We start from the raw sequence: 14,259 nt of genomic DNA, 5'->3' as shown, positions 1-14,259 counted from the left end.
TCGCACAAATGAAATACAGATTCTACATAGATTCTATAAAGATTTATATTTTTTCAAATTCTATAAGAGCGGTTATAGAATCTTGATTTAATAAATATTGCATATTCTGTTTATTTACCATTGTTTTATTATCATTTACGTATAAACAATTATAAACATCTAGTTCATGATTGTTGATAAAATTTAAATCAATTAAACGCATATAATTTAAAACATCACAAATTGTTTTTAGCCTAAAGATTCTACCACTATTAAATTGTAAAACATCTTTTTTACCTATTTGCACGGCTATTAATAATTTTCCGCCACTTTTAAGCACACGTTGCATTGACAACAAAGACTGCTCCCAAGCACTAGGATTAATAGGGTCGCCATACTGCCCTAAACCCAAAAGCCCTATAATACCTAAGCACGAAAAAGATTCTACACTTTCATTTTCTATTTCCTTTAGATTTGTTAAATCACTACAAACACATGAAATACCGCTAATAAATTCCTTATTAGGAATACATATAAAATCTTTATTTACACTAGATTCTATAGAATCTATAAAATTATCCAAATTAGATTCTACTAAGGAGTAATTACCCCCCCCCCCCCCGTATATCATTTTTAGCGAATAATGCGGTGTTAAATCTATCTTTTAAATCTCTAATATCAATAAGCTTAATATCAATACCCATAGGTATCAAAAGTGTCACGAATCCTTGAAATGATGAACCACAATCATAATGTGTGTTGGGCTTATTTTGATATACTTTTCTTGCACCCCACAAATCACGCACATAGGTAGGAATATAATTTATTCCATGTTCGCTATTTATATATTTTAAAAAATCTACAATAACTTCATTTTTAGATTCTAAATTAAATCTAGAATCTTTATTAAGTCTTATATACTCTTGCCTATCATGCTCTATCTCAGCCTTACTAGCCTTTTTTGTTTTAAAATCATAGAAATCATAAGGTGCTATCACCCCTGCCCTTTTTGCAATTCGTCTAACAATTCTTTTATACTCATTTTTTAACTCTTCTAAGATGCTTTTAGCCATACTTACCCTTTTAAATATTAATAAATGGCAGTTTATATAAAATCTTTTAAGATATGGATTTAAAACCCTTTTTACTTAATTATTTATATTTCCACATAATCTTTTTTCTTTTTACGAAAAATGGCGGCTTTGTTGTAGCCAGCTTTTTTTGCCAAATTTAAACAAGTTTCATAACCAAAGCCAACTTGTGAAACATCGTGTGCATCGCTACTTAGCGTAATATCTAAGCCTATTTCTCGCGCGAGATTCAACACATTTAAAGACGGATATGCCTCGCCCACATTTTTTCGAAGCCCAGCAGCATTAATCTCCAAAATCATATCATTTTGGTGCAAAATCTCAAGCGTTTCGCCACACTTAGATGCTAAAGATTGCGGCATAAAATTCCCAAAAATCTTTGGCAAATCAAAATGCCCCGCGATTTGAAAAAGCCTACTTTTCGCCATTTCCTGCATAGAATCTAGATATTTATCCCACGCTTTTGTCTCGCCAAAACTCTTCCAACGCCCGACAAACTCAGGATTATCAAAGCCCCAATCATCCAAAAAATGCACCGAGCCAATCAAATAATCCACATCAGCATTGATTACAGAATCTAAAAGCAAATTCTCACGCCCCAAAATAAAATCGACTTCCAACGCACTTAGAATCTCGATTTGACCGATATAGTTTTTTTTTAAATCTTGTATTTGCTGCAGATAAAGTGGCAGAATTTCCGCACTCATTCGATACTTTTTATCAAACTCCATCGGGGCATGACAGCTAAAGCCAAAAATATCAATGCCTAGCCTAATTGCCCTTTGTATATACTCATTCATCGAGCCACTCGCGTGATTGCAATAAATCGTGTGATTGTGCGTATCCACTCGCATAACGCGTCCTTTATAATTATAATATAAGGATTTTAGCACATAAATTTTAGAATCTAAGCTTGTATCTTAAACTAATTGGAATATTTCTTGCTAGATTCCACAAAGCAGATTCCAAAATAAACTTAGAACGCTTTAAAAAGGATTAGAAAAATGAAAAGAGTGATTGCGGTTTTGGCGATGTTTTTATGTGTGAATGCGAGCCTTTTTGCGAATAATAATCCATTTACGATTAACACAAATCAGCGCGATTTTCAAGCCCAGCAGAAAAATAAAGGCAAGAAATTTTTCACCACCGAAAACATCCAAGTGCCTAGCAACGCCCGTGAACTGCGTAGTGTGAGCGTGACTTTTGTCAATATCGATGGCACGACCGAGGTCAAAGAGCTAAAGATTGACAAGACGCTAGATTGGCACTATCCGCTTAAAATCACGCAGGAAGGCGCGGTGCGAAACATCGCCAAACGCTACTTTAGCCTGAATGATTTTGAGTTTTTGATGGATGGTAGCACGCTTGTGATTAGCTCGCCGCGTCATCGGCTTGTAAAGCACTTTTTGCTGCCTAATCCGCAGACGATTGTGGTTGATTTTAGTCGTGATAATGGTGGGGCGTATAACGCGAAAATGGGTATGAATGAGAAGTTTTTTAGCGAAGTGGGGCTAGATTCTAAAGACAAGATGTATCGCATCACAATCACGCTTGATGGCGTGTATAAATACAAACTCAAAGCCGGGAAAAATAACACTTATACGATTAATTTGGAGTAGGTTTTTTAATTAATTCTACATTGTGATTTTTTAATATTATTTTTTTAAATATACTCAAAATGCTCATAAAATAATTATAAATTCACAAAACTTAACTTACTAAAATGCTAAATCTTGCTATAATTTACATTTTTAAAAGTGATAATTTAAGGGAAAAAATGCGAGATAAAAAGCTTTTGACAATCAATAATTTTACGCAAAATATGGAATCTAATTTTTTTAATTCGCCACAAACGTTGCCAAACATAGCGAATGCAAAAGAAGATTCTATAAATGCAAAAAGTAACGATTTTACACAATTTAATCGTGTAGATTCTACACAATGTAACGAAACTACACATACAAAAAGTTACGAATCTACACAAAATATAACTCAAAAATTATTAAATAGCGAAAATATCGCCCCGCTTTTGCAAAATGCCACGTCAAAAGAGCTGCAAGAAATCGCCCAAATCATCCGCGATAGAATCTTGCAAGTGGTTAGCAAAAATGGCGGACACCTTAGCTCCACGCTTGGTGCAGTCGAGCTAATCATCGGTATGCACGCGGTTTTCCCTTGTGAGCAGAACCCATTTATTTTTGATGTGAGCCACCAGGCTTATGCGCATAAACTGCTTACAGGGCGTTTCAAGGACTTTGAATCTTTGCGGCAGTTTCAAGGGCTTAGCGGCTTTATTGCCCCTAGTGAAAGCGCGGCTGATTACTTTATCGCTGGGCATAGCTCGACATCGCTTAGCCTTGGTGTTGGCGTGGCAAAGGCGAAGATTCTAAGTGGTAAAAATTCCCAAAAAAGTGGGCAAAACGAGAAGCCCATCATTATGATAGGCGATGGCGCGATGAGTGCGGGGCTAGTTTATGAGGCGCTAAATGAAATCGGCGAGCGAAAACTGCCTATGGTTATCGTTTTGAATGACAATGAAATGAGCATTGCAAAGCCTATCGGCGCGATTTCTAAGATTTTGTCTAAGAGTGTAACTTCGCCGCTGTATCAAACTTTTAAGCAAAAAATAAAAAAAATAGTCGATAAAATGCCTGATGGCACGGCTTTTATTGCGAAGCGATTTGAGGAGAGTTTTAAGCTAATTAGCCCCGGGCTGCTCTTTGAGGAGTTTGGCTTGGACTACATCGGTCCTATTGATGGCAATAATCTTGATGAGGTCATAAAAACGCTAAAAAGTGTGAAAAATCTACACACTCCGGTCATTATCCACGCGCAAACTATTAAAGGAAAGGGCTATAAAATCGCGGAGGGCAAGTATGAAAAGTGGCATGGGGTCGCACCTTTTGATATTGAAAGTGGAAAAGCGTTAAGTTCTGTAACACTTATTAGTCCTACTGCTACTTTTAGTAACACTTTGTTAAAAATGGCGAGTTTAGATTCTAAGATTGTCGGTGTGACTGCGGCAATGCCCAGTGGCACGGGGCTAGACAAGCTTATGGATACTTTTCCGGAGCGATTTTTTGATGTTGCCATTGCCGAGCAGCACGCGGTAACTTCTATGGCTGCGATGGCACGCGAGGGCTTTAAGCCCTACATTGCGATATATTCAACCTTCCTTCAGCGCGCGTTTGACCAAATCGTGCATGATGTTTGCATTATGAACCTGCCTTGCGTGTTTTGCATTGATAGGGCGGGCTTGGTTGGTGAAGATGGCGAGACACATCAAGGGCTGCTTGATATTTCGTATTTGAAAGCCCTGCCAAATATCGCCCTACTCGCCCCACGTAGCAATAAAATGTTAGAATCTATGCTTGAATCTAGCGTGGCAACAAAGGGACCTTTGGCTATTCGCTATCCGCGTGGGAAGTTTTTATATGATTACTTTTTACACACTTATGAAAATGCTAATATTGATAGCTTAGAATATCAAATCTTGCAATATTTACAGAATCTAGATTCTAAAATATCTAATAATTTTAATGAAATGTTTAAGCCAGAAATGATTATAGATTCTAAGTTTTGGGAAAATTTTACACATAATAATATAGATTCTAAGATTCTAATAGTAGGCTATGGAAATGGCGTTGGACGCGGTATTTTTACTATCTTAGAATTGCAAAAAAATCATAATATTAAAGCAAATTTACTTGATTTAAAAAGTATAAAGCCACTAGATTCTAATGCTTTAAAGCCATATTTTAGTAGCTATGATTTTATTTTTGTGTTAAGTGATAGCTATAAAATTAATGGTGTGGGTGAAGCTCTACTTAGTCTAGCAAATGAATTAGATTCTAAAAAAGTTAGTAAAATCATAACTTTTGAAATCAAAGACGCCTTTATAAAACATGGCAAAACCGAACTAATCGAACAATCCCTAGGACTAGATTCTAAAACCCTCGCCAAAAATATCGCTAATTTTTCTTGCAATTGAAAAAATACAAAAAATTCAAGTAACAAGCTAAAGCTTCTTATTTAATATCGCACTCATTTTTAGGAAAAATTTCAACTGAAACTTTGTAAAAGCAAATGAGAATTATGAATTTTAAGATTTAGATTCTACAATATAGCCTTTTATGCGAATCATAAAATTGCAAAAAGGTTTGTTTTGATATTTTAATGTGATAGAATCTAAAGTCGAATTTAGATTCTAAAAGGAGTGTAAAATGATAACAACTATCGGGCTGTGTGCGTTTGTTTTGGTGTGTGCGATTACGCTTTATAAAGTGTATATGATGTTTAAGTGATAGAATCTATCTTGCAAAAAGCGTTTGAAAAGGATAGGAAATAAAAGATTCTATAAAAAGTTTTGATAATGTAGAATCTAACTTGCAAAATTTTACGCAAGATTCTAAGGCTTTTATAGAATCCAAAACATCAAATGTTACGCAAGATTCTAAAAATTTTATAGAATCTAACTTGCAAGATTCTAATAAAACTTAGATTCTATAAACAAAAAAAGGACGACAATGAATGATATAAAAAAAACAGATTCTATAGAATCAAACAACAACCAAGAAATCGGCTTCTACGAAATACTTCGCATTTTAGAAACTTTTGGTTTTAATAAGTTAGCATATTTAGAATCTAAAAGGCTAAAAGATATACAAAATGAATATGAAAAGATTCTAAAAGCTAGGGATAGCTATCCATTTATGCTTGATGGATTTGTGATAGTTTTAAACGACCTAACGCTGCAAGAAAAGCTTGGTTTCACGCAGAAAGCTCCGCGATTTGCCTGTGCATATAAGTTCCCAGCAAGCGAGGCTGTGGTGCAGATTCTTAGCGTTACCCCACAGGTTGGTCGTAGCGGCATTATCACGCCTGTGGCAAATTTTACGCCCACGCCGCTAGATGGCGCAAATATCGCGCGTGCCACGCTGCACAACTACAAGGAGATTGAGCGAAAGGACATTCGGCTAGGCGATTTTTGCCTGCTGGTGCGAAGTGGTGATGTCATTCCCAAAATCACTAAGGTTTTGACAAGCCGCCGAAATGGTAGCGAAGTGCCGATACAAAAGCCCACGCATTGCCCTGTGTGTGCGCATGAGCTTAGTTTTGAGGATATTTTTATCTACTGCACGAACCCAAATTGTGACGCGATTATAAAGACAAAACTTACACATTTTGCGAGTAAAAAGTGCCTAAATATCGATGGTTTGGGCGAGAGTATTATCGCGCTGCTGGTCGATAAGGGCTATATTAAGGAGTTTAAGGATATTTTTAGTTTAAGGCTTGATGCACTGCTGGAGCTTGAGGGATTTAAGGAAAAAAAGGCGCAAAATCTGCTAGATTCTATAGAATCTATTGTCGCTAAGACGCCCTTTTGGCGATTTATCCACGCACTTGGCATCCTGCATATAGGCGAGGTGGCGAGTAAAAAGTTGGCACAATTTGGCGATGGCGTGTTTGATATGAACGTCGATTCGCTTTGCAAAATCGAGGGTTTTGGCGAGCAAATGGCTAGTTCCTTTTGTGATTTTTGCACTCATAATCGCGAGTTTATCGCGGAATTAATGGATATTATAAAGCCTGTGATAGAATCTAAAAGTGTTGTGTCGCAAGATTCTATTTCACAAGATTCTGCCCCACAAGATTCTATATTTAATGGCAAAACCTGCGTAATTACGGGCACTTTTAGTAAAGATAGAGAAGAGCTAAAAGAAATCTTAGAATCTTTTGGAGCTAAGGTTAGCAGCAGTGTTAGCAAAAAAACCGACTTTCTTTTAGCCGGTAGCAATGCCGGCTCAAAACTGCAAAAAGCCACAGAACTAGGCATAAAAATCCTAGATGAAACCGAAGTAAAAAATCTATTAAATTTATAGAATCTAAACAATTTTAACCTTAAAAAAATATTATATAATTACAAGATTCTATAAGCACAAAAAGGATAAAGGCGATGGCGGCGCGAAGTGATATAAAAAATATTTTGCTAATAGGGAGCGGTCCTATTGTGATAGGGCAGGCATGCGAGTTTGATTATAGTGGGACACAGGCGGTTAAAACGTTAAAAAGTCTTGGCTACAAAGTCGTGCTAATTAATTCTAACCCTGCTACGATTATGACTGACCCTGACTTCGCCGATGCCACTTACATCGAGCCGATAAATGAAGAAATCATAGCCGATATTATCAAAAAAGAAAAAATAGATGCCATCCTGCCAACGATGGGCGGACAAACCGCACTAAATGTCGCAATGAGTATGCATGAAAAAGGAATGCTAAAAAATGTAAAATTTCTAGGCGCAAATCCAGAGGCGATAAAAAAGGGCGAGGATAGACAAGCCTTTAAAGAAGCAATGCTAAAAATCGGTATGGACTTGCCAAAGTCCGCCTATGCCTACAACGAAGAAGAGGCGTTAAATGCGGCGCAAACCATCGGCTTTCCGCTTATAATTCGTGCTAGTTATACCCTTGCTGGTGGGGGTAGTGGCGTGGCGTATAATATTGATGAGTTTAAGATTCTAGCGAAAAATGGGCTACTTGCTAGTCCTATCAATGAGATTCTAATCGAAGAGTCGCTACTTGGCTGGAAAGAGTATGAAATGGAAGTAATCCGCGATAAAAATGATAACTGCATAATTGTTTGTAGTATTGAAAACCTTGACCCTATGGGCGTTCATACAGGAGATTCTATCACTATTGCCCCCGCTTTGACCCTGACTGATAAAGAGTATCAGCGAATGCGTGACGCGTCTTTCAAAATCTTAAGGGAAATCGGCGTAGATACCGGCGGCAGCAACGTGCAATTTGCTATAAACCCCGCAAATGGACGAATGACCGTCATTGAGATGAATCCACGTGTATCGCGTAGCTCGGCTTTGGCGTCAAAAGCGACAGGCTATCCCATAGCAAAGGTTGCCACGATGTTAGCGGTGGGCTTCACTTTGGATGAAATCACTAATGATATTACCGGCACACCGGCTAGTTTTGAGCCTAGCATTGATTATATCGTTACTAAGATTCCGCGATTTACCTTTGAGAAGTTCCCTTTGGCTGATAGCACACTTAGCACAAGTATGAAAAGTATCGGCGAAGTAATGGCAATCGGTGGGACGTTTAAAGAGTCGCTTCAAAAGGCGTTGTGTAGCCTTGAAATAGGGCTTTTTGGCTTTAATAGAATCTGCACTGATTTAGACGTGGTTAAAAAAGAGATAAGGCGTCCAAATGCTTCTCGTTTATTGTATATCGCGGAAGGCTTTGGCTTAGGTATGAATGTAGATTCTATACATGAGCTGTGTAAAATTGATAAATGGTTTTTGAATGAAATAAAAGAAATTATTGAAAGTGAAAATCTAATCACAAGTGAAATTTTACGAAATGCGAGTTTAATGCGAAAGATAAAAAGTCAAGGATATAGCGATAAAAATATCGCCTACTGGCTAAATGAAAATGAGAATCTTGAAATTAGTGAGAGTGAAATATATCAAACGCGATTAAATCTTGGCGTTGTGGCAAAATATTTAGAAGTGGATACGTGTAGTGCGGAGTTTCCATCTTTGACTTCGTATTTGTATTCAAGTATCGGTGATTTTGAGAATATAGAATCTAAATTTATAGAATCTAAATTTATAGAATCTAATTTACAGAATCTAGATTCTATAAATGCTAAAGATTCTAACAACCTATCGCCCACCCACCACCCTACTAATAAAAAAGATTCTAACCACACGCCCACGCACCATAAAGATTCTATACTAATTATCGGCGGTGGTCCTAATCGAATCGGTCAAGGCATCGAATTTGACTATTGCTGCGTCCATGCAAGTTTCGCCCTTAAAGATTTGGGCATAAAAAGCATTATGTATAATTGCAATCCAGAAACCGTTAGCACGGACTATGACACAAGCGATACGCTTTACTTTGAGCCGATTGACTTTGAGCATGTTAGAGCGGTAATTGAGCGTGAAAAGCCAAGTGGTATAATCGTGCATTTTGGCGGGCAAACACCGCTGAAACTTGCAAACTCCCTTAGTAAAATCAATGCAAAAATTATCGGCACATCCGCAAAAGTCATTGACATCGCCGAAGATAGAGAAAAATTCGCCAAATTTATTAATAGACTAGGCTTAAAACAGCCACAAAATGGCATTGCTTTTGATAAAGAGCAGGCGTTTAGTATCGCAAATAACATCGGCTTTCCCGTGCTTGTGCGACCTAGTTACGTGCTTGGCGGACGTGCGATGCGTATCGTGTATGATAACGAGGAGCTAAAGCTCTACATGGACGAAGTTTTGCGTGTGAGTGAAAATAGCCCTGTGCTAATTGATAAGTTTTTAGAATCTGCCTTAGAGCTTGATGTAGATTGCGTTAGTGATGGGGAGAGCGTGTATATCGGGGGCATTATGGAGCATATTGAGGAGGCTGGGATTCATAGTGGTGACTCAGCTTCTGTCTTGCCTAGTTTGCATATTTCAGCCGAAATGAAAGATGAGATAGAATCTACCACAGCTAAAATAGCCCTAGAGCTAGGCGTTATAGGCTTAATGAACGTTCAATATGCTATCTATAAAGATTCACTATATTTGATTGAGGTAAATCCAAGAGCGTCTCGCACCGTGCCTTTTGTGAGTAAAGCCACCGGAATCCCACTAGCAAAAGTCGCCACACGCGTAATGTATCATTCTTCGTCTTTTGAAAATACTCGAATGCTATCCACTAAGGACGTAAATGCTAAAAAAGATTCTAAAAACATAGAATCTATTTTACTGGAGGCTTTAAGATTCTATGATAAGTATAGTGTAATCACACAAAAAGATTCTAAAATCTACACCCACAAACACTTAAATTATTCCAACGTAAAAGAATCAGTTTTCCCATTTAACAAACTGCCGGGCGCGGACTTGCTACTAGGACCAGAGATGAAATCCACAGGCGAAGTCATGGGAATGGGTGAAAACTTCGCCATAGCCTTTGCCAAAAGCCAGCTAGCAAGCAAAAATCCACTGCCTAAATGCGGAAAGATTTTCATTTCGCTTAGAAATAGCGATAAAAAACACGCGGTAGCCCTTGCAAAAGGCTTTAGTGAATGCGGATATGAAATCGTAGCGACACTTGGCACAAATAAGATTCTAAACGAAGCAGGTGTGCATTCTCAAGGCGTGTTAAAGGTGAGCGAAGGTCGCCCACACATCAATGATATGATAGCCAACAAAGAAATCTCAATGGTGATAAACACGACAAGCAATAAAGACAAGCAAGATGCACGTCTTATCCGCCAAGCCGTGCTTCGCGCTAACATTCCCTACTTTACCACAATCTCTGGTGCAAATTCCGCCCTAATCTCAATGCAAGAAATCTCCACAGATTCTAAAGATTCTAAACATTCCAAAACCACAGAATCTAAAATCTTCAAAGCAAAATCCCTGCAAAAATATTTAGAATCTTAGAATCTAGATTCTAAAAATCACATCATTTTGTTTTAATTTTTTGCTTTGAAGGAAACTTGTGATATTCATTTTAGATTTATTTTGTGGGGTGACAGATTCTATCCACAATCCGCCACTTTCACAGGCTAGCAAGATTCTATCTTTCTTAACTTCTAAAATACAGCCTTTTTTAGCTTCAAAGTTAGTATTTTCATAACCTAGAATGGTATTAATCTTCAAAATTTCATTATTATGATAAATCCACACGCCGATATAGCTTAAGGCTAAATATCGCAAGTAGCATTTTTTAGAATCTACTAAGTCTAAAAATGCGTCTGCCTTGCTAAATTTTTGACAAAATGTAGCTTTGGTGTTGTCTTGTTTTATCGGTGTGATGGCGTTTTGGCTAAGTTTTTCTAAAGTAGATTCTAAAAGATTTATGCTAAAAGGCGTTAAAATTTCATAGATTTTATCTAATGTTTTATTTTCAATTTTTTCTTTTGCAATCTTGCAAATGCCCAAAATATCGCCACTATCTAAGCCGCAATCCATCTTAATAACGCTTAAGCCAAAGTGTGCGTAATCATTTATAATGCTACTTTGCAAAGGGGAAGCGCCACGAAAATAGGGCAAAAGTGAGCCATGCAAATTTATACAAAAATAATTGTTTATAACATTTTCTTTCAAAATCTTACCATAAGCTACAACGATAATGTAATCAATTTTTTGGAATTTATTAGGTGGGAAAGTTTTAGATTCTGTAACTTTAGAATCTTGCAAACTAGATTCTATAGAATCTTTAGAATCTTTTGCGTGATTTTGCACCTTAGATTCTATAGAATCTTTCAAACCAGATTCTATACTTTGCAAAATCTCAAAAATATCACTACTTTTTTTTGGCTGAAAGCAAGGCAGATTCAATCTCAAAGCGACATCTTTTACCTCTGGAGATTTGAAAATCTTTTTTCTACCAAAGGGCTTGTCAATTTGGGTTATCACGCCTAAAAAATTATATTTTTGCGTTGCAACTAAGCCTTGCAAAATATCTGCGGCAAATTGCGGAGTGCCCATAAATACGATATTTTTTTTATTCATAAGCACCTACATTCAACAAACCACAATACCTAAATTTTATCTTTTAATCTATATATACCAACTTCAATCGTATATCTATTTAAGAAATCACCATCAAATACATTGATTGCTTTTCCAGCATTTTCTTTCTTAATTTCTGCATTTTTAAATTGCTCTAGTTTTTTAGTAGAAGTTTTAAAGACTTTACCTGCATTAAAACCTTCTTTGGTGCGGTTTGTTAGTTTAATTGTCACTCTACTGACATTAGAATCTAACATTGCAGAATCTCTAAGTGCAGTTAATGCACTTAGCAATCCTTCTTTAGTACGAGAATTGATGCTATCATTACCAAGCACATAACCCATAGCACTACCATATATATAGCCTACACCTGTGTTGTATAAAGTCTTTGATAATTGGTTATACCTTTTGCCTTCCATATCGCTTAACTCATCATCAGCATATAGCATATCCGCGAATAGATATTCATATACTTTTTGTGGTAAATTTGGTTTTTTTATAGAAATTTCCACACCATAAATATTTGTATTTACCTTATTAAGTATTTTTGTAAGCCTATCAATCTCTTCGCTAAACGCTTCCTTGTCATTAACGTTAGCAATAGCAGAGAGCCTATTAAAAAACTGAGTGCTACCAACTAATAAACTCATAGCATTTTGCCCCTTAAACAAAGGAGAGCTAGACGATGAACGGATTCTAAAATTTACATCATAGTACTGCCCTTTAATATCACAATTAAACTGCTCATTTACCACGCCATTACCATCATCTGCGTTCCCATATACCTGTGTAAAATCAGCACATACAAATTTCGTAGGTAAAAATACCACCAAATCATCTGTACGATTGTAACTAAGATTGCCACTTACTCTATCAATTACTCTAGAATCTTGATAATCAACTGTATATCTAAATTTACTCAAGATAATGTCACCTGCCTCATATCTATCTACTCTACATTCCGCCGCACGCGTACTACCGACACACTCAAAATCACTCGTATCATCAAATATGTTGTTAATACTAGTGCGAATATAAAAGTCGGCTGGTTTCATATATTGAATTCTAATATTACTAGCCTCTTCTCTCACTTCATCTTCAAAATCACCAGCACTAAGTGGCGAAAACACAATACCACTCACTAAAACCATGCCAACAAAAGATTTTAAACCCTTAAAACCATTATTGAGACTAAATGTCTTATTCTTAAAAACCTCTACCATACAATATCCCTTTCTGCTAAATTATGTAAAATTATCCTAAAAGAATAGTTAAACTATTATTTTATACAAATTCTACTTAATTCTTAATAAAATAGATAAATTTTTACCAAAGTTTTGTTAATTTTTTTGTTTTTTATGTTAAATTCATTAAAATTTTGAAAATTAATTATATTTAAATGTTTATCAACTACCCAAAAATCCATAAACTTTATTGTATGATTCCATAATTTCACCAAAGGAGCAAATATGCAGTTTGGATATTGGACGCCTGTGTTTGGTAGCTGGCTTAGAAATGTCGATAATGATAGCACGGAATGTAGCTGGGAGTATTGCCGTGATTTAGCACTAAAGGCTGAGAGCCTAGGATATGCACTAACGCTTGTGCCTGAGCTTTACCTTAATGATATTAAGGGTGAGAGTGCGCCAGCCCTTGATGCGTGGGCTATTGCTAATGGCTTGGCTGCGGTGACAAGTAAAATCGAGATTCTAGCCGCGCTCCGTCCGCAATACCACGAAGTAGCCCTAACCGCAAAGCAAATCGCCACGATTGCCGAAATCTCAAACTACCGCTTTAGCATAAATATGGTCTCAGCGTGGTGGGAAGAGGAGGCGCGTCAATATGGCATAAAATTCGATGGACACGATGATAGATATACGCTAACTAGCGAATATACCGATGTTTTGCGTGGGTTTTGGCGTGATACGCCCTTTAATCACAAGGGTAAATATTTTGAGTTTAAAAACTCCTATAATGAGCCTAAACCTGCAAAGATTCCCCTTGTGTATGCGGGCGGTGAGAGCGAAATCGGTCGCAATGCTATTACGCACTTTGCTGATAAATACTTGATGCACGGCGGCACACTGCAAGAGATAGAATCTAAGATAAAGGATATGAAAGAACGCCGTGCTAAAGCGGGTAAGGGCGACTTTCTAGGCTATGGAATGGCTGTGTATATGATAGTGCGTGACACGGAAAAAGAGGCGCAAGATGAGCTAAAACGCATTACTACGATTAAGGATTTTAAGGCGTATGAAAATTCTTACAAGGATTTTACGCATAATTCGAATTTGAATGTGGAAATTAGCAAAGAGGAGTATAGCGTCTCAAATCGTGGATTGCGTCCGCGGCTAGTTGGCACACCAGAGAGCGTGGCTGAAAAAATACGAGCTTATGAAAAAGCGGGCTTAAACCTACTAATAATTCAATGTGCAAATATGAAAGAAGAGCTAGAATACATCGCTAAGAAAGTCTTTGCGTTGGTGTAGATTAACCACAAAATAAATTTTATTGATTATTCTATAAATATTAGCAATACGAATAAGTAAGATATTGTTTTTTTCATTTTTGTCTAAAAATGCTAAAAAAGTATTGACTATTAATGAATAAAATTATAGAATTACATAAAATATAATTTATAGATTATAAAGTGTTAAAGTTTATATATTG

10 protein-coding genes are annotated in these 14,259 nt (G+C 36.7%); 5 read left to right on the top strand and 5 right to left on the bottom strand.

What is annotated here, in order from left to right:
- Positions 1–43: 43 nt before the first annotated feature.
- The 3 genes from LS64_RS03785 to LS64_RS03775 form a co-directional block, all read right to left on the bottom strand.
- Positions 44–610, bottom strand: a complete 567-nt coding sequence (locus LS64_RS03785) for a DUF268 domain-containing protein (RefSeq protein WP_118988391.1) — start codon at positions 608–610, stop codon at positions 44–46.
- Complete coding sequence (locus tag LS64_RS03780; RefSeq protein ID WP_118988392.1) at positions 585–1,052, bottom strand: hypothetical protein; 468 nt, start codon at positions 1,050–1,052, stop codon at positions 585–587. Before LS64_RS03780 ends, LS64_RS03785 begins: the two co-directional genes overlap by 26 nt.
- An 83-nt stretch (positions 1,053–1,135) precedes the next feature.
- Positions 1,136–1,924 carry a histidinol-phosphatase gene (locus tag LS64_RS03775; protein WP_034574016.1) on the bottom strand — a complete coding sequence of 263 codons (789 nt, stop codon included), beginning with the start codon at positions 1,922–1,924 and terminating at the stop codon, positions 1,136–1,138.
- A gap of 150 nt (positions 1,925–2,074) precedes the next feature.
- On the opposite strand from LS64_RS03775, the gene LS64_RS03770 reads away from it, so the two are divergent.
- The 4 genes from LS64_RS03770 to carB all read left to right on the top strand — a co-directional run bounded on the left by LS64_RS03770 (position 2,075) and on the right by carB (position 10,515).
- Entirely contained in the window at positions 2,075–2,689 is a 615-nt protein-coding gene (locus tag LS64_RS03770; protein ID WP_034574018.1) for an AMIN domain-containing protein, read from the top strand.
- Between the two features lie 158 nt (positions 2,690–2,847).
- Positions 2,848–5,061 carry a 1-deoxy-D-xylulose-5-phosphate synthase gene (gene dxs, locus LS64_RS03765; protein WP_064773740.1) on the top strand — a complete coding sequence of 738 codons (2,214 nt, stop codon included), beginning with the start codon at positions 2,848–2,850 and terminating at the stop codon, positions 5,059–5,061.
- Positions 5,062–5,596: 535 nt separating this feature from the next.
- Entirely contained in the window at positions 5,597–6,952 is a 1,356-nt protein-coding gene (gene ligA, locus LS64_RS03760) for an NAD-dependent DNA ligase LigA (RefSeq protein ID WP_052062746.1), read from the top strand.
- Between the two features lie 74 nt (positions 6,953–7,026).
- A complete protein-coding gene (gene carB / locus LS64_RS03755; RefSeq protein ID WP_118949177.1) occupies positions 7,027–10,515 on the top strand; it encodes a carbamoyl-phosphate synthase large subunit in 3,489 nt (1,162 codons plus the stop codon).
- A 3-nt stretch (positions 10,516–10,518) separates the two neighbouring features.
- Here carB and LS64_RS03750 read toward each other — a convergent pair whose 3' ends face one another.
- Both LS64_RS03750 and LS64_RS03745 read right to left on the bottom strand, forming a co-directional pair.
- Positions 10,519–11,589: a methionyl-tRNA formyltransferase gene (locus LS64_RS03750; RefSeq protein WP_034571236.1), complete on the bottom strand. Its 1,071-nt coding sequence runs from the start codon at positions 11,587–11,589 to the stop codon at positions 10,519–10,521.
- 29 nt (positions 11,590–11,618) lie between these two features.
- Positions 11,619–12,812, bottom strand: a complete 1,194-nt coding sequence (locus tag LS64_RS03745; RefSeq protein ID WP_052062429.1) for a hypothetical protein — start codon at positions 12,810–12,812, stop codon at positions 11,619–11,621.
- Positions 12,813–13,058: 246 nt separating this feature from the next.
- Here LS64_RS03745 and LS64_RS03740 point away from each other — a divergent pair, with 246 nt between their 5' ends.
- Complete coding sequence (locus LS64_RS03740) at positions 13,059–14,078, top strand: LLM class flavin-dependent oxidoreductase (protein WP_034571239.1); 1,020 nt, start codon at positions 13,059–13,061, stop codon at positions 14,076–14,078.
- The last annotated feature ends 181 nt before the right edge of the window (positions 14,079–14,259 follow it).

The sequence above is a fragment of the Helicobacter saguini genome (genome assembly GCF_000762875.2).
Lineage (GTDB): Bacteria > Campylobacterota > Campylobacteria > Campylobacterales > Helicobacteraceae > Helicobacter_A > Helicobacter_A saguini.
This window is presented reverse-complemented; position numbering and strand designations above follow the sequence as displayed.

What these genes read in the sequence shown, in the direction of transcription:
- LS64_RS03785 (WP_118988391.1), bottom strand. Translation starts at nt 610, where the DNA reads ATGATATACGGGGGGGGGGGGGGTAATTACTCCTTAGTAGAATCTAAT.
- LS64_RS03780 (WP_118988392.1), bottom strand. Translation starts at nt 1,052, where the DNA reads ATGGCTAAAAGCATCTTAGAAGAGTTAAAAAATGAGTATAAAAGAATT.
- LS64_RS03775 (WP_034574016.1), bottom strand. Translation starts at nt 1,924, where the DNA reads ATGCGAGTGGATACGCACAATCACACGATTTATTGCAATCACGCGAGT.
- LS64_RS03770 (WP_034574018.1), top strand. Translation starts at nt 2,075, where the DNA reads ATGAAAAGAGTGATTGCGGTTTTGGCGATGTTTTTATGTGTGAATGCG.
- dxs (WP_064773740.1), top strand. Translation starts at nt 2,848, where the DNA reads ATGCGAGATAAAAAGCTTTTGACAATCAATAATTTTACGCAAAATATG.
- ligA (WP_052062746.1), top strand. Translation starts at nt 5,597, where the DNA reads ATGAATGATATAAAAAAAACAGATTCTATAGAATCAAACAACAACCAA.
- carB (WP_118949177.1), top strand. Translation starts at nt 7,027, where the DNA reads ATGGCGGCGCGAAGTGATATAAAAAATATTTTGCTAATAGGGAGCGGT.
- LS64_RS03750 (WP_034571236.1), bottom strand. Translation starts at nt 11,589, where the DNA reads ATGAATAAAAAAAATATCGTATTTATGGGCACTCCGCAATTTGCCGCA.
- LS64_RS03745 (WP_052062429.1), bottom strand. Translation starts at nt 12,812, where the DNA reads ATGGTAGAGGTTTTTAAGAATAAGACATTTAGTCTCAATAATGGTTTT.
- LS64_RS03740 (WP_034571239.1), top strand. Translation starts at nt 13,059, where the DNA reads ATGCAGTTTGGATATTGGACGCCTGTGTTTGGTAGCTGGCTTAGAAAT.